We start from the raw sequence: 14,463 nt of genomic DNA, 5'->3' as shown, positions 1-14,463 counted from the left end.
TAAAAATACAAGTAATTGTAGAATTAAAAAGTAAGCTCTTCATAAGCACTTCGTAATTCTCCATAACTGTGCTGCTCCCCTGCTTTTTTTGCAGCTTCCATACCTTTTTCATACCAGCTAATGGCCAAATCGGTTTCCCCAAGGCGCTCCAAAAGCTTAGCTAAATGATAATAGGTGCCGATGTATCCGGGGTCTCTGGTGAGAATCGCTTCAAATAAGGATCTCGCTTGAGCTTCTTCTCCAATTTTAATATACTCCAGTCCCAGCGCATGTTGTAGGAAATTGTCCTCTGGGTTTTCCCCTAACATTTCCTTAATTTTTGCAATTCGATCCATATTCAATAAAATAATTTATTGCCTGTATTGGTATTTATAAGTCCAACGCTTATCTTTGTATTAGTTGCATAAACAACTTTTCTAAATCATTGCTCAAAATCATGTCATATGAAGATATTAGTATGCATCAGTAAAACGCCGGATACCACGGCAAAAATAGCTTTCACCGATAACAATACGAAATTTGCTCAAGACGGAGTACAGTGGATTATCAATCCCTACGACGAGTGGTACGCACTAGTTAGAGCTATCGAATTAAAGGAAAAAGACCCTGCTACTACCATACATTTGATTACCGTTGGAGGTGCAGACTGCGACCCAATTATACGTAAAGCACTTGCATTGGGAGGAGATGAAGCGATTCGTGTGAACACAGATAATGCCGACTCTTTTGTAATTGCCAGTCAAATTGCAGCAATCGCCAATGAAGGCAAGTATGATCTAGTATTTACAGGGAAAGAAACCATCGACTACAATGGTTCTGCCATTGGAGGTATGGTGGCTGAATTGATGGATGCAGCCTATGTAAGTTTGGCTACAAAATTTGATCTGAACGGTACAACAGCAACGATCAACCGCGAAATTGAAGGGGGGGAAGAAACCATTGAAGTAAGTTTTCCTGCTGTGGTTAGCTGTCAGAAAGGAATGGCTGAACAACGCATTCCAAATATGAAGGGTATTATGGGAGCAAGAACCAAGCCACTTAAAGTGGTAGAACCTGCTGCTGTAGAAGCTCTTACCAGTATTGCTTCATTCGAATTACCACCGGCAAAAGCGGGTGTAAAATTAATTTCTCCCGATACACCGGAAGAATTGGTTCGCTTGTTACACGAAGAAGCAAAACTTATCTAATCACTTTTCAAACCATTACTCATGTCAGTTTTAATATACATCGATCAATCAGAAGGTCATATCAAAAAAGCTTCGTTTGAAGCATTAACATACGGTGCCGCTGTGGCAAAGCAATTAGGAACAACGGCTTCAGCAGTAGTAGTGGGCACTGTTCAAGACGATTTACCTTCTTTAGGAAAATATGGTGTTAGCACCATTTACCATGTGAATGATGCTGCGCTTTCTCACCTCGATTCACAAGCCTACACAAAGGCGATCGCAACTGTTGTGGAAAAAGCCGGAGCTACTGTTGTTGTAATATCGAACAACGTTAACGGTAAAAGCCTCGCCCCTCGCCTATCTGCTCGTTTGAAAGCAGGATTGGTATCCGGAACCGTAAGTCTGCCAGACACTTCCAATGGTTTCACCGTTAAAAAAGGGGTTTTTAGTGGCAAAGCCTTTGCTCACATTTCAGTGAATTCGCCCATTAAAATAATTGCTCTTACTCCTAATAGTTTCCAAACCATTGCCGGTGAAGGAACCGCTGCTGTTGAAACCATCAGTTCAGGAATCACAGCAAATTCGAAAGTAATTGCAACCAACAAAGTAACCGGTCAAGTTCCTTTAAGTGAGGCGGAACTAGTGGTAAGCGGTGGTCGTGGATTGAAAGGCCCCGAAAATTGGGGAATGATCGAAGACTTGGCCAAAATGATTGGTGCGGCTACCGCCTGCAGCCGTGCAGTAGCAGACGCACATTGGCGTCCACACCACGAGCACGTGGGACAAACAGGAGGTTCTATTGCTCCCAATCTTTACTTTGCCGTAGGTATTTCAGGTGCCATTCAGCACCTAGCCGGAGTAAACAGAAGTAAGTGTATTGTGGTTATCAATAAAGACCCGGAAGCACCGTTTTTCAAGGCTGCCGACTACGGTATTGTGGGTGATGCCTTTGAAGTGATGCCTAAAATCAATGAAGCAGTAAAGAAATTAAAAGGTCTGGCTTAATATCTGTGTTTAGTTACGAGAACCGTAGCCGGTAAAGGCTGCGGTTTTTTTGTGTACAATTTGAGCTGAAAAACTTAATTTCGCACATCGTTCTCTAACCATCCCCTGTGGAACAGGTAATGTAAGAAGTATGAAAAAAATTGAACTGGAAATAGTGGCATTGTCGCACAGCATTACACAAACTCATTCGTATGCTGTAGTGTTGGGAGAAGTGAATGGTTTGCGCCGTTTACCAATCGTTATTGGCGGGTTTGAAGCTCAAGCTATTGCCGTGGCGTTAGAAAAAATGCACCCAAGTAGACCTCTCACACACGACCTCATGAAGAATTTCATGACCGCATTTGCCGTTGATTTAACAGAAATCGTGATTTGTGACTTGCAGGAAGGTATTTTCTACTCCAAATTGGTTTGTGTTAGCGAGCACGATACTGTTGAAATTGACTCAAGAACCTCCGACGCCTTAGCATTGGCGGTGCGTTTCGGCTGCCCCATCTATACCTACGAAAATATTCTTGACAGCGCCGGCATTTTAATGGAAGATACCGGAGTAAAAAAGAAAGCAGATGAACCCGGACCGGTAGCCACAAGCGAACATGTTGGTAGTGAAGAATTGAGAAATTTAAGTTTGGATGAATTGAATACGCTGCTCAATGAAGTGTTAGAACAAGAAGACTATATCAGAGCAATCGCCATTCGCGATGAAATCAACAACAGAAAACAGCAATAGATAACACCCACCATGGTGCGTTTCCCCAATTGCAAAATCAATCTTGGCCTTCGAATCCTTCACAAAAGGCCGGATGGTTACCACAATTTGGAAACAATTTTCTATCCCATTCCACTTAAAGACGCGCTCGAGATAGTTCCCTCAACAGATGGCAACACAACCTGTTTCCTTTCTGGAATTCCGGTGGCAGGCGACCCAAACGACAATCTCTGCATAAAAGCTTGGAAGCTCCTTTATGAGCGTTTTCCCAGCATTCAACCCATACATTTTTATTTGTACAAAGCCATTCCAACCGGTGCCGGCCTAGGTGGTGGGTCAGCAGATGGCGCCTTCGCTTTATTAATGTTGAACGATTACTTTCAACTCAACTTAACGGAAGCAGACTTACTAGAACTGGCACTTTCACTCGGCAGCGATTGCCCCTTTTTCATCTTAAACAAACCTGCATTAGCAACAGGGAGAGGAGAAATATTAACACAAACTGACCTGGACCTATCGGGCTACTATCTCACATTGATCAACCCAGGCATCCATGTTCCCACCGGATGGGCTTTTTCACAAATCACTCCAAACAATCAACACATTGATAGTTTGGAAAAATTGATTAAAGTACCAATAAGTGAATGGAAAGAATGCATTATCAACGACTTCCAATTACCCATTGCGAATACTCACCCAGAAATACAAAATTGTATAAACACGCTTTATCAAGCGGGCGCTGCTTTTGCGGCCATGAGCGGCAGTGGAAGTTCTGTTTTTGGGATATTTAAACAACCTCATGCATCTCTAAAATCTACTCCTGCACACTATTTCGTAAAGGCCAATCTAAAGTTAACTTGAGATTTTGACGGCTTTTTGTATCTTTGAATGGAAATGATGCAAAGCATTACATATAAAACAGCCTTTCTTTCTTCCAATCTCGACTTTTTAAATCATCGAGGTTAACTACTTTCTGCCGGTGACATTCCTCACCGGACTCTTTGCCTATATCAAATATTTCAATCTCAATCATTTTTATGGAAGCATTATCAACTGCTGTTTCGGCACGTTCCCAATATTTTTTAGATCTAGAAGATAAATACGGCGCTCATAACTACCACCCACTGCCGGTTGTACTTTCCAAAGGCCAAGGAGTGTATGTATGGGATGTTGACGACAAGAAATACTTCGACTTTCTAAGTGGCTATTCTGCGGTTAATCAAGGACACTGCCACCCTGCCATTATTAGTACACTTATTGAACAAGCTTCTGTGTTAACACTCACTTCTCGTGCATTTTACAGCAATGTATTAGGAGAGTATGAGAAATTTATCACAGAATATTTCGGTTATGATAAGGTGTTACCCATGAATACAGGTGTAGAGGCGGTGGAAACAGCCATTAAGCTTTGTCGCCGTTGGGGCTATGAGGTTAAGGGTGTTCCCGAAAACAAAGCCACTATACTAGTGTGTTCCCATAACTTCCACGGAAGAACTAGTACCGTGATTTCATTTAGTTCCGATCCTTCTTCCTATTCCAAATTCGGACCTTTCATGCCCGGTTTCAAAACCATTCCTTACAACGATTTAAATGCGTTGCAAGAAGCAGCAATGGACCCGAATGTTTGTGGCTTTCTAGTGGAGCCCATTCAAGGTGAAGCAGGTGTGGTAGTACCTACTGAGGGGTATTTGTCTGGTGCAAAAAAGATATGTGAAGACAATCATGTGTTGTTTATTGGTGATGAAATTCAGACGGGCCTTTGCAGAACCGGTGCTTTGTTGGCTTGTGATCACGAAAATGTGCGACCTGATATCCTCATTCTTGGGAAAGCGCTCAGTGGCGGTACTTTGCCAGTGAGTGCAGTTTTGGCCGATGATGAGATCATGCTAACCATAAAACCCGGAGAGCATGGATCAACTTATGGAGGAAATCCATTGGCTTGTAAAGTAGCCATCACCTCCTTGCAAGTTTTGAAAAATGAACAATTGGCCGCAAACGCAACAGCCATGGGTGAATTGATGCGAAAGAAATTGAATGAAATAGACAGCCCTTTCTTGAAACTGGTTAGAGGGAAAGGTCTCTTGAATGCAATTATCATTGAACACCAAAATCCGGAAGCCGCTTGGGAGCTTTGTTTACAAATGAAAGAGTTAGGGCTTTTAGCTAAACCAACTCATGGCGATAAAATTCGTTTGGCACCACCTCTTATTATTAATTCCGGACAAGTAGAAGAAGCCGTTTCAATAATTAAAAAAGCTTTGACTAAATTGTAGTTCAAATTAGCAATATGGATACCCACTTACACCACGAAGAACTGCACTTACAAAGCAGTGATTTAATTAGAGATGTTGTTATTGGAATGAGCGATGGATTGACCGTGCCATTTGCATTGGCAGCGGGTTTAAGTGGCGCAGTGGAATCTACTTCCATCATCGTAATTGCCGGTATTGCAGAAATAGCAGCCGGATCTATAGCGATGGGGTTAGGAGGATATTTGGCCGGAAAAACAGAACAAGACCATTATGCCACCGAACTTAAACGGGAATATCACGAAGTTGATCATTTACGAGAACGTGAAATAGCAGAAACCAAGGAGTTTTTCGCTAGCATTGGCCTCAGTGAATCTTTACAAAATGCGGCAACAGATGAAATAGCTCAGGATAAAGATAAATGGGTCGATTTTATGATGAAATATGAGCTTGGGCTCGACAAACCCGATCCTAAACGAGCTACTAAATCGGCCCTTAATATTGGGATTTCGTACGTTATCGGGGGTTTGGTGCCACTTGGTCCATATTTCTTTGTTGACGATCCGATCAATGGCTTGAAAATATCAATTGTGGTTACGTTGTTGTGCCTGTTTATATTTGGATGGTTTAAAAGTAAGATCACAGGCATCTCTCCTTGGCTTGGTGCCATTCGAGTAACACTCATCGGGGCTTTAGCTGCCGGTGCTGCTTTCGGCGTTGCTAAATTGCTAGAATCTTGATAAAAAAAAGCTACTGATTTTTCAGTAGCTTTTTTACTATTTCTTTTCTGTAACCGGAAGATCCGGCAATAAACTCATGACTAGTACAACAACCGACAACACCAACATTAAATATATCCCCAATTCTCTAGTGGGACAAACGGCACCGTAGCAAGCGCCAAACATAATAAAAGTCCTAACGGCGTAAGCAGTAATAATTGCAGCAATCAATAAGTTCCAACGCTTGGCCCAAACTCTTGGGATTAAAAAGAAAACCGCTGCAATACCACCCAGTACTACGAAGGCTTTTCCTGGCTTTCCGTATTGATTTGCTTCAGAGAAAAAACCGGTGAAATGTTTATTGATATCAGGATAATACGCCCAATTCATAAAACATACAGCTATCAACCCGGCTACTGCCGCAGCACCTATCCATTGTGAATACTTCATAAACTATCAATAATTGCCGCAAAATTAAGCAATCATCAGAATTAAAGACAGAATTCTAGTGGTTCTGCAAATCACCACGGTAATTAGAAGCCTTCATAAAAGCCTCCAACTTTTTGGAATTGGTATACTTTAGTTCCAAAATGTCTTTGATGGCTTGCTTCTTATCGGAAGCATTTAAATAATACGATTTACTAATAACATATCCCATAAAGTATCCAAGATCGGCAACCCCATTAGGTGCATTGTTACCATTGTAAAGCCAATCTTCATTTGTTTTCAAATCGAACTCCTTTTGGAGTTTTTCCCACAATTCCATTTGATGTTGAAACCCATATGTAATATAGGGCGCACTTGGCTTTTGATTGGTAATTAACTCAGCAATGAAATCACAACTTCCTTCCTTTATGCATTTACCTAATAAGTTCGTAGCATTTCCGTATTTCTGTTGAGTATGAACCATTTCATGAGCTACCAAAAAGCTGACGCCTTGCATATCCTTGAACACATTCTGCAGCCATTTATTCAATTCATGTGCATCGGTTGCTGCCGTTGCACATCCAATTTCTGACCCAATTAAAATTGTGCTCGGTCCGGTGGTACCTCCACTGTTTAGCACTCCAATAGTAAAGTAAATATCAGGAGCCTTGAAAGCCGGATAGATCTCTTTAAATCGCTTCATTTGTAAGAGAAATGCTGCTGAATCTTTAATCACCACCTCAGTTGCTGGGCGAATTGACTTCCAAAAAGCAGGAGCCTTTTGTAGGTTCTTCAAATGCTTTTCTGGGCTGTGTTCTCTTGCTTCTATAAACTGCTTTAGCCCAATGGAAGCTTTGTCCATATACATTTCTCTGATTATTCTCTTTTGAAGAGTGGTATCTGAAATTTTTTGCAAGCTGTCGTATGCTGTCCAGAAATGGGCAATATCAATGGTTGATACAATTCCCGATTGAGAAAAAGCATTTGTGCAAACAAATGCAAACAGCACAAATAATCCTTTCTTCATAAGTAAATTATGTTATTGATTCAAGTAATATAGAAAACCCTGACCAATACCTAATGTCGTCATTTCCAAGGATGCTGTTGCTTCCTCGCCATAAAAAAATGGAAAGATGATGTGAAAAGATTCAGTTTTAGCTTCTTGATCAAGAAATACTTGTATTTCTGTTGGAAGAGACAATTCGGATGGGCTTTTCCCATAGGCGAACAACTCTTGATCCACCTGTTCTTGAAGTGTTTTGGGAATTCCCCTTTCCCATTGAAACAGATAACGACGAATCGCTCGCTCTGTAACTTTTAAAATAGAAGCAAGCTCCGGTTCCTCGCTTGTCCAAACAATGGGAGTACAAAAGTTCCTTTTTAACAAGGCACTAGTCCCAAATCGGCTGCTGTGGTCTGTTGTAAATCGATTCGTCCATCCTCCTTTCAAATCATCTGCTATGTTCAAAACCACCGCTACCTCTTGTGGAGTGTTTACTTGCTTAGACTGAATAAAAAATTCAATTTCCTTTTCAATATTGAGAGCTTGTAGTTGCTTAATATAGTTCAGAATAAATGGCTTTGCCATTGGGTTATAATTACCGATCGGTAAAGCAAGGTCCCCTTTTTTACCGCCTTGTAATAATGAAAGGTATTTTTCAAAACGCGCGCTTCCTGCAGGCATCTCATACAATGCCAACATCGTATCTAATATTGGAAGAAGTTTGAACAAGGTTAATTAATAAAATCAATACCGGTAAGATTCCAATTTCGAAAGCTACCGATTATTAAGTATTCAGGATCGTGAACCGTTGTAAAATTCAACTCCCATTCTTGATCAGGAGCGCCCTTTTGTTCGAGCGACAAAAAGACCGGCAAGAATTCTTGTTGAAAGTTTTCAGATTTCAATTCAATTCCAATTTTACTGAAATCCGCCTTTAATTGCTCAAACAATTGGGATTCAATGGACGGGTATTCATGAACCAACTGATCAAGAAACTGCCGTTGCCAAGAATGAGGACCACCAGGCTCTGCTTTTAGCACTGCTTTGATTTTCTTACCGGAAGGGGAAAATAAAAATTCACAATTATAGCTACTATTGCTCGGTTGAATCAAGTCCTCTTCCAAAACCACCCTTCCAAAATCCGCGTCGCTGAAAACTTCATGTATCTTAAATGTTTTGTACTCCATACAAATGGGTTATGCTTTGGGAGCAGTGATCTGGAGCGAATTGAACATTTGTTCTGCAAGTTTTTCATATTTCTCATAATCCACAAATGTTGCCGTATAGGTGATCAAAAAAACGGCCCCTTTTATCAAATAGGCTTTCGATCTAATTTTCAAGAGAACGCCTCCCGAAGTCATCGTATACACCAAGTGATAGTAAGCTCCTTTTTGATCTTCCTTCAACTCGCTTTCATTGATTCCAACTCCTACGCCCATTTTCCCTAATTGTTGCTCCGAAATTGTTCTGTATTGTTCTAACGTAAAACTGGTTTCTTGGTGCTTTTGAACCAGAACGTTTACATTTTCTTTAAATCGATCGTTGGCGGCTTCCAAAGGAGAATAGAAAATGGCAAGTGTACCCATAACATGATTGGTATCAATTTGCCAATTCGAAGGAACTTGAATTGAAAAAGTGGTATTAGTGAAGTCTTTCCATTTAGGTGCGTTTTGTCCAAACACGAAATTGCTAAACAGAATGATTGTTGTAAGAAGGAGTTTGAATTGTTTCATATACACGCTTTAATAAAAAAGGTATCAGCAATCACCGTAATATGCGATGGAATGTCTGATACCTTTTTGAGGTGAGGTCCCGACCAGATTCGAACTGGTGTAGGAGCTTTTGCAGAGCTCAGCCTAGCCACTCGGCCACAGGACCGTTTTTCAACGAAGTGGCGCAAAACTAGCAATTTTATCGGATATTTGAGCCATTACTTTAGAAAGATTTATGCAAAGAATACCAGAATCCGAATTGATACTCAATTCCCGAGGCGCTGTTTATCACCTTGATATTCATCCTGATGAGCTCGCTACTACCGTTATTACCGTTGGCGATCCCGATCGCGTAGCGGAAGTTAGCAAGTATTTTGACCAAATAGATGTTAAAAATCAACACCGCGAGTTCATCTCCCACACCGGTACGCTTAACGGAAAAAGGTTAACGGTTGTTTCGTCGGGAATTGGGCCCGATAACATCGACATTGTTTTAAATGAGCTGGACGCCCTTGTTAACATCGATTTTAAAACACGAACAATAAAGCCTGAATTAACATCTTTGCAAATTCTCAGAATCGGAACTTCAGGTTCCTTGCAAGCAGATATTCCGGTAGACCATTTCGTGGCTTCAACTCACGGTTTAGGGATTGACAATCTTCTGCACTTTTATCGGAATACTCAAAATGCAGAAGAGATGGCTCTTTTGGAAGCATTTAAAACCGAGACCCAAATCCAACATCAGTTTTCAGAACCTTATATCCACGGAGCCGGGGCCTCTTTGTTAAAAAAATTCACTGACGGCTACCATCAAGGAATTACTGTTACCTGCCCGGGGTTTTATGGCCCACAAGGAAGAGTACTTCGTTTAGGACTGGCCAATCCTAATTTTGTAGATCGCCTTACAAACTTCAGTTTTGGCAACTATCGAATCACCAATTTTGAAATGGAAACTTCGGCAATCTATGGCTTAGGAAAATTATTGGGGCACCAGTGTTTAAGCCTTAATGCGATTATTGCCAATAGAGTTGCCAAACAATACTCTGCAAATGCAAAGGATGCAGTAGAAAAATTGATTGAAAAAACACTTCAAATAATCACTTCATAATAATCAATACCAATAACTTATAATGATAGTTCGTTTTATAAAATATCAAGGCACCGGAAACGATTTTGTAATACTCGACAACCGCAACAACGATTACAACCATTTATCTACAGAGCAGATCGCTTTTATCTGCCATAGAAGATTCGGCATAGGCGCCGACGGATTAATGCTACTCAACAACCACCCCAATTTCGATTTTGAAATGAAATACTACAATGCGGATGGAAAAGAGGGAAGCATGTGCGGGAACGGAGGTCGATGCCTGGTTAAGTGTGCTTATCACCAAGGAATTCGAAAAGACAGCTATCATTTTATTGCAGTTGACGGACCACACGACGCTGAAATAGACGACAAAGGCACCGTACGTCTAAAAATGCAAGACGTTACAAAAGTTAAAGAATTAAGCGGCGGCGACTTTGAATTAAATACCGGATCACCTCACTATGTAAAGATCGTTACACAGCTCGATGCGCTAGATGTATTTCATGAAGGAAGAGCTATTCGATACAATGACCATTACGAGAAAACAGGCATCAATGTTAATTTCATTGAAACCGAAACTTCCGACACAATTAAAGTAAGAACTTACGAACGAGGAGTGGAAGATGAAACCTATTCTTGCGGCACAGGAGTTACTGCCGCAGCCTTGGTCAGCTATCACAATGAGATTGGCTTTAACAGCGTACTGGTGCATACTAAAGGCGGTAGCCTTAGGGTAGAATATGAACGAATTGACGAGAACACTTACAATAACATTTGGCTTTGCGGACCTGCTGAACGCGTATTCGAAGGAGAAATTAAAGTAATTTAACACTCGAATTAAAATAATCGTTAATTTCACTTTAGTCAACCTATTTAAAGAACTAAAGCTCAAACGATTAGTATGGAAAGCATCTATATTACTTTAGGTCTGTTTTCCCTTGCTGTTACAAGTTGGGTGTTTCTAAAAAACCCAAAAGCCATGCGCCAAAGCCCCTCAACTGCCATGATATTGGCATTTGGAGTGATCCTTTACGGCTTCTACGAACGTCAATCACTTACCTTAGGCATGTGCGCATTTGGAGCCGGAATGCTTCTAGCCTTGTACGACACGTTCTTAAAACGCGAAAAAGCAGTTCACAAGACCAGTATTACCAAAGAGCCTACCCTAAACTAACTTGCTTCTAAAATAAGCTACAAGCAACCCATCCTTTAGTGGTTTCCTTGTAGCTTTTTTTATGCCCTTTCATTTACATCATAGTTTTTATTTTTTTTATTTACTGCCACTCAATAAAAACAAGAACAAAAACCTAAGTGAATTCCTCTAGGGTGATGATAATTTATTATTGTAAATTACATATACCTTATATCTTTATTTTCAACTCATTAGAGAGCTTACCTCTAATAATAGTTGAAAATCCTCAATTTCCTATCATACCTACTTGCCTCAGTACTATTTCTGATCCCCGACCCTTTCTCGGAAGCCTTTCCGCCCTGTGAGTTTCTGTTACCGAAACCACAAAAAGACATATATGCAAAACCCTGCAAGCAACTTTCACATTGGTGCAAAGGCACCGGAGCTTAATCCTGAGTGGCTTAAACCAGAGGATCCTTTTCAAGGCTATTTTGAAGTAAACACTCCTGCACCAGAAACTGAGGAATTAGTGCGATCTAGATCGGCATCCAGATGGCTAAGAGACATTCAGATGATGATGGACCATAAAGCTTATTTGTTTCAGCAAACATTAAGTTCAAAATCGGGACCCTCTGTTTTTGCGAACAACAGAGATATGTATATGCTTTCCAGTTACGACTATCTCGGGTTAATTGGAAACCAATACATCGAAAATGCTACCATTAATGCCGTTCGGCAATACGGAACAGGCACAGGCGGCGCTCGAATGCTTGCGGGTACATGCTTGATTCATAGACAATTGGAAACAGCTATTGCAAATTTTAAAAATAAAGAAGCAGCCATTGTTTTTCCTTCAGGTTATGTAGCCAATTTGGCGGCGATCTCAACCTTAATTCAAAAATCAGATCGCATTATCATTGATGAATTGATCCATAGAAGTTTAATTGATGCGCTTCATATGGCTCAACTCGACTTTGAAAAATGCCGCCATAATGATATGGCTCATTTAGAATCACTTTTGGAAAAGCCCAGCACAGCCAAACGAACGATCTTAATTTACGAAGGAATCTATTCCATGGAAGGAGATCTTTGTCCCTTGCCTGAAATCGTAGCCTTGAAGAATAAATACGGCGCAATTTTATTTATGGACGATAGTCATTCCTTGGGCGTACTGGGTGAAAATGGCCGAGGCATCGACGAGCATTTCGGAATTCCCGCTCACGAAATCGATGTATTCACCAGTTCCCTAAGCAAAGCATTGCCGGGTGGTGGAGGCTTTATTGCAACCTCGAAGCAAGCTGTGATTTTTATGCAACATGCCGCCGCTCCTTTTGTTTTCTCCTCTGCAATGAGCCCTGCCAACGCAGCAGCTTGTTTGGCATCATTTGAAGTATTGGAGAAAGAGGGACCCGAGCGTATTGCCAAAGTTTTTGAAAATGCTCATTACTTAATAAAGCATCTGAACAGACTGGGGTACGACACAGGAACAACGGAATCCCCCATTATTCCCGTCATTATTGGAGACAGGGAAAAGACCATTAAACTATCTGCAAAATTGTACGAACTAGGCTTCTTAGCCAATCCTGTTATCTTCCCTGCGGTACCTCCCGGGGGCGATCGCTTGCGACTTTGCGCTACAGCGGCTCAATCGAAATTAATGCTCGACGAAGTGATTTTCGCTTTCGATATCGCTCGTTCTTGCTTGCTTTAATTTCTGTTGGTACAAGTAATCGACACCCGGCTCTTTTGGGCCGGGTGTTTTTTTAATTTAATAACAAAGGCTCCTGCGTTTCGCGCTGCTTTCCACCCTATCTTTGCGGCGCATGATCCAGTACTTCATCAATATCAACCATCAAACAGTCGAAATCGACAAGCCCGATAACGGCACTTGGGTAAACATTCTTCCGCCATTAAAGCAGGAAGAATTTTCCGAGCTCGCCGGGGAACTCGATATTCCACTCGACTTTTTAACCGACTCACTCGATATTGATGAAAGAAGCCGTTTTGAGGAAGAAGACAATGTAAAACTGATGGTAATCAAAACACCAACAGAAAACAATTCCTTCAACGAAAGTGACGCATTTTATATCACTATTCCAATTTGCATCATTCTCACCCACAATCAGATCGTTACTGTTAATTCATTTGAAAATGGAGCGATCAAAAAGTTCTTGAACACTTTTCAAAACCGCCACCCCGACAATAGAAAAATGATGGTTTTAAAGATCTTCGAGAAAATCATCCAAACCTATATGGAGTTTTTGAAGGAGATCAATGTGAGAAGAAACTTGCTGGAACAAAAACTTTACGATGCGAACCGAAATGAGCACTTGTTGCAATTGATGCGTATTCAAAAAAGCCTGGTATATTTTGTAACCGCGCTTCGAAGCAATGAGTTACTTTTAATGAAGATGGAGCGGTCTAATTTCTTATCGCTCAATGAAGAAGAAAAAGAGTTTTTATCCGACTTAATTGTAGACAATTCTCAGGCCTTAGAAATGGCCAACATTTATACAAACATTCTTTCCAGCACATTGGATGCGTTTGCAAGCATTATTGCAAATAATCAGAACGAAGTTTTGAAACGATTGAGCGTAATTACCATCGTACTTTCGTTTCCGGTGCTGGTAGCCTCTATTTATGGCATGAACGTGCCTATCCCCTACGCCAATTCCCCATTTGCATTTTATATACCGGTATCATTGTCACTAGTAATCTCATTAGTAATTGGTTGGTATTTCTTACGTAAAAAAATATTCTAAATGGCAACGCATCTTTTCAATATCAGAGTGTATGGAATTTTAACGAATGAAAAAGGAGAAGTTCTGGTAAGTGATGAAAAGATTCGAGGTGCGTATATTACTAAGTTTCCGGGAGGTGGGTTAGAATTTGGTGAAGGTACCCGCGATTGTTTGGAACGAGAGTTTTTGGAAGAAATGAACTTAAAAGTTCGAATTGATGAGCACTTGTATACTACTGATTTTTTCCAAATGAGTGCGTTTAACCCCGAACATCAAATTATATCGGTTTATTATAAGGTTACTGCCCTGGAACCAATTACTGTTCCGATTAGAACCCAACCTTTCGATTTTGATGCCCAACAACTGGCTGTTTACGAAGCCACCGGTGAAACGGAAACCTTCCGATTTATTCCAGCTGCATCTTTTAATTCCAATTCGGTGACCCTCCCAATTGATAAAGTTGTAGCCGATTTAGTAGCTGCTCAATCTCAAAAATAAGGGCACGGATTAAACT

18 protein-coding genes and 1 tRNA gene are annotated in these 14,463 nt (G+C 40.8%); 12 read left to right on the top strand and 7 right to left on the bottom strand.

Features of this window, described 5'->3' with window-relative positions; translation table 11 throughout:
* Positions 1–23: 23 nt before the first annotated feature.
* Complete coding sequence (locus ACQ2HE_RS05800; RefSeq protein ID WP_430897494.1) at positions 24–335, bottom strand: tetratricopeptide repeat protein; 312 nt, start codon at positions 333–335, stop codon at positions 24–26.
* 108 nt (positions 336–443) lie between these two features.
* Here ACQ2HE_RS05800 and ACQ2HE_RS05795 point away from each other — a divergent pair, with 108 nt between their 5' ends.
* From ACQ2HE_RS05795 to ACQ2HE_RS05770, 6 genes are all read left to right on the top strand, one after another.
* Complete coding sequence (locus ACQ2HE_RS05795) at positions 444–1,187, top strand: electron transfer flavoprotein subunit beta/FixA family protein (RefSeq protein ID WP_430897496.1); 744 nt, start codon at positions 444–446, stop codon at positions 1,185–1,187.
* 21 nt (positions 1,188–1,208) lie between these two features.
* The gene (locus ACQ2HE_RS05790) at positions 1,209–2,171 is read left to right on the top strand and encodes an electron transfer flavoprotein subunit alpha/FixB family protein (protein ID WP_430897498.1); all 963 of its coding nucleotides are present in this window, start codon (positions 1,209–1,211) and stop codon (positions 2,169–2,171) included.
* A gap of 130 nt (positions 2,172–2,301) precedes the next feature.
* Positions 2,302–2,898, top strand: coding sequence for a bifunctional nuclease family protein (locus ACQ2HE_RS05785; protein WP_430897500.1), 597 nt, complete (start codon positions 2,302–2,304; stop codon positions 2,896–2,898).
* 12 nt (positions 2,899–2,910) lie between these two features.
* The gene (gene ispE / locus ACQ2HE_RS05780; protein ID WP_430897502.1) at positions 2,911–3,738 is read left to right on the top strand and encodes a 4-(cytidine 5'-diphospho)-2-C-methyl-D-erythritol kinase; all 828 of its coding nucleotides are present in this window, start codon (positions 2,911–2,913) and stop codon (positions 3,736–3,738) included.
* Between the two features lie 176 nt (positions 3,739–3,914).
* Positions 3,915–5,150, top strand: coding sequence for an ornithine--oxo-acid transaminase (gene rocD / locus ACQ2HE_RS05775; protein WP_430897504.1), 1,236 nt, complete (start codon positions 3,915–3,917; stop codon positions 5,148–5,150).
* Positions 5,151–5,164: 14 nt separating this feature from the next.
* The gene (locus tag ACQ2HE_RS05770) at positions 5,165–5,866 is read left to right on the top strand and encodes a VIT1/CCC1 transporter family protein (RefSeq protein WP_430897506.1); all 702 of its coding nucleotides are present in this window, start codon (positions 5,165–5,167) and stop codon (positions 5,864–5,866) included.
* 36 nt (positions 5,867–5,902) lie between these two features.
* Here the strand turns inward: ACQ2HE_RS05770 and ACQ2HE_RS05765 are convergent, their stop codons facing one another.
* From ACQ2HE_RS05765 to ACQ2HE_RS05740, 6 genes are all read right to left on the bottom strand, one after another.
* Positions 5,903–6,295, bottom strand: coding sequence for a hypothetical protein (locus ACQ2HE_RS05765; protein ID WP_430897507.1), 393 nt, complete (start codon positions 6,293–6,295; stop codon positions 5,903–5,905).
* A gap of 55 nt (positions 6,296–6,350) precedes the next feature.
* Positions 6,351–7,298, bottom strand: a complete 948-nt coding sequence (locus ACQ2HE_RS05760; RefSeq protein ID WP_430897509.1) for a DUF2268 domain-containing putative Zn-dependent protease — start codon at positions 7,296–7,298, stop codon at positions 6,351–6,353.
* 12 nt (positions 7,299–7,310) lie between these two features.
* Complete coding sequence (locus ACQ2HE_RS05755; RefSeq protein ID WP_430897511.1) at positions 7,311–7,973, bottom strand: hypothetical protein; 663 nt, start codon at positions 7,971–7,973, stop codon at positions 7,311–7,313.
* Positions 7,974–8,005: 32 nt separating this feature from the next.
* Positions 8,006–8,461 (bottom strand): hypothetical protein, encoded by a 456-nt coding sequence (locus ACQ2HE_RS05750; protein ID WP_430897513.1) that lies wholly within the window; start codon positions 8,459–8,461, stop codon positions 8,006–8,008.
* Between the two features lie 9 nt (positions 8,462–8,470).
* Entirely contained in the window at positions 8,471–9,007 is a 537-nt protein-coding gene (locus ACQ2HE_RS05745; RefSeq protein ID WP_430897515.1) for a hypothetical protein, read from the bottom strand.
* 74 nt (positions 9,008–9,081) lie between these two features.
* A tRNA-Cys gene (locus ACQ2HE_RS05740) sits at positions 9,082–9,152 on the bottom strand.
* 69 nt (positions 9,153–9,221) lie between these two features.
* Here ACQ2HE_RS05740 and ACQ2HE_RS05735 point away from each other — a divergent pair.
* The 6 genes from ACQ2HE_RS05735 (at position 9,222) to ACQ2HE_RS05710 (ending at position 14,447) form a co-directional block, all read left to right on the top strand.
* Positions 9,222–10,094: a nucleoside phosphorylase gene (locus tag ACQ2HE_RS05735; protein ID WP_430897517.1), complete on the top strand. Its 873-nt coding sequence runs from the start codon at positions 9,222–9,224 to the stop codon at positions 10,092–10,094.
* A gap of 22 nt (positions 10,095–10,116) precedes the next feature.
* Entirely contained in the window at positions 10,117–10,905 is a 789-nt protein-coding gene (gene dapF, locus ACQ2HE_RS05730) for a diaminopimelate epimerase (protein WP_430897519.1), read from the top strand.
* Between the two features lie 72 nt (positions 10,906–10,977).
* A complete protein-coding gene (locus ACQ2HE_RS05725; protein WP_430897521.1) occupies positions 10,978–11,250 on the top strand; it encodes a hypothetical protein in 273 nt (90 codons plus the stop codon).
* A gap of 355 nt (positions 11,251–11,605) precedes the next feature.
* A complete protein-coding gene (locus ACQ2HE_RS05720; RefSeq protein WP_430897523.1) occupies positions 11,606–12,919 on the top strand; it encodes an aminotransferase class I/II-fold pyridoxal phosphate-dependent enzyme in 1,314 nt (437 codons plus the stop codon).
* Positions 12,920–13,031: 112 nt separating this feature from the next.
* Positions 13,032–13,970, top strand: a complete 939-nt coding sequence (locus tag ACQ2HE_RS05715) for a magnesium transporter CorA family protein (protein WP_430897525.1) — start codon at positions 13,032–13,034, stop codon at positions 13,968–13,970.
* Positions 13,971–14,447: an NUDIX domain-containing protein gene (locus ACQ2HE_RS05710; protein WP_430897527.1), complete on the top strand. Its 477-nt coding sequence runs from the start codon at positions 13,971–13,973 to the stop codon at positions 14,445–14,447.
* Positions 14,448–14,463: the final 16 nt, after the last annotated feature.

Origin of the sequence: Endoryza foliicola, assembly GCF_050589245.1 — a bacterium.
In the GTDB taxonomy this organism is placed as follows: Bacteria; Bacteroidota; Bacteroidia; order Chitinophagales; family Chitinophagaceae; genus Endoryza; species Endoryza foliicola.
The sequence above is the reverse complement of the archived record's forward strand: the minus strand, read 5'-3'. Positions and strand labels throughout refer to the sequence as shown.

What these genes read in the sequence shown, in the direction of transcription:
- ACQ2HE_RS05800 (WP_430897494.1), bottom strand. Translation starts at nt 335, where the DNA reads ATGGATCGAATTGCAAAAATTAAGGAAATGTTAGGGGAAAACCCAGAG.
- ACQ2HE_RS05710 (WP_430897527.1), top strand. Translation starts at nt 13,971, where the DNA reads ATGGCAACGCATCTTTTCAATATCAGAGTGTATGGAATTTTAACGAAT.
- ACQ2HE_RS05725 (WP_430897521.1), top strand. Translation starts at nt 10,978, where the DNA reads ATGGAAAGCATCTATATTACTTTAGGTCTGTTTTCCCTTGCTGTTACA.
- ACQ2HE_RS05795 (WP_430897496.1), top strand. Translation starts at nt 444, where the DNA reads ATGAAGATATTAGTATGCATCAGTAAAACGCCGGATACCACGGCAAAA.
- ACQ2HE_RS05785 (WP_430897500.1), top strand. Translation starts at nt 2,302, where the DNA reads ATGAAAAAAATTGAACTGGAAATAGTGGCATTGTCGCACAGCATTACA.
- ACQ2HE_RS05735 (WP_430897517.1), top strand. Translation starts at nt 9,222, where the DNA reads ATGCAAAGAATACCAGAATCCGAATTGATACTCAATTCCCGAGGCGCT.
- dapF (WP_430897519.1), top strand. Translation starts at nt 10,117, where the DNA reads ATGATAGTTCGTTTTATAAAATATCAAGGCACCGGAAACGATTTTGTA.
- ACQ2HE_RS05790 (WP_430897498.1), top strand. Translation starts at nt 1,209, where the DNA reads ATGTCAGTTTTAATATACATCGATCAATCAGAAGGTCATATCAAAAAA.
- ACQ2HE_RS05760 (WP_430897509.1), bottom strand. Translation starts at nt 7,298, where the DNA reads ATGAAGAAAGGATTATTTGTGCTGTTTGCATTTGTTTGCACAAATGCT.
- ispE (WP_430897502.1), top strand. Translation starts at nt 2,911, where the DNA reads ATGGTGCGTTTCCCCAATTGCAAAATCAATCTTGGCCTTCGAATCCTT.
- ACQ2HE_RS05755 (WP_430897511.1), bottom strand. Translation starts at nt 7,973, where the DNA reads ATGTTGGCATTGTATGAGATGCCTGCAGGAAGCGCGCGTTTTGAAAAA.
- ACQ2HE_RS05720 (WP_430897523.1), top strand. Translation starts at nt 11,606, where the DNA reads ATGCAAAACCCTGCAAGCAACTTTCACATTGGTGCAAAGGCACCGGAG.
- rocD (WP_430897504.1), top strand. Translation starts at nt 3,915, where the DNA reads ATGGAAGCATTATCAACTGCTGTTTCGGCACGTTCCCAATATTTTTTA.
- ACQ2HE_RS05770 (WP_430897506.1), top strand. Translation starts at nt 5,165, where the DNA reads ATGGATACCCACTTACACCACGAAGAACTGCACTTACAAAGCAGTGAT.
- ACQ2HE_RS05750 (WP_430897513.1), bottom strand. Translation starts at nt 8,461, where the DNA reads ATGGAGTACAAAACATTTAAGATACATGAAGTTTTCAGCGACGCGGAT.
- ACQ2HE_RS05715 (WP_430897525.1), top strand. Translation starts at nt 13,032, where the DNA reads ATGATCCAGTACTTCATCAATATCAACCATCAAACAGTCGAAATCGAC.
- ACQ2HE_RS05745 (WP_430897515.1), bottom strand. Translation starts at nt 9,007, where the DNA reads ATGAAACAATTCAAACTCCTTCTTACAACAATCATTCTGTTTAGCAAT.
- ACQ2HE_RS05765 (WP_430897507.1), bottom strand. Translation starts at nt 6,295, where the DNA reads ATGAAGTATTCACAATGGATAGGTGCTGCGGCAGTAGCCGGGTTGATA.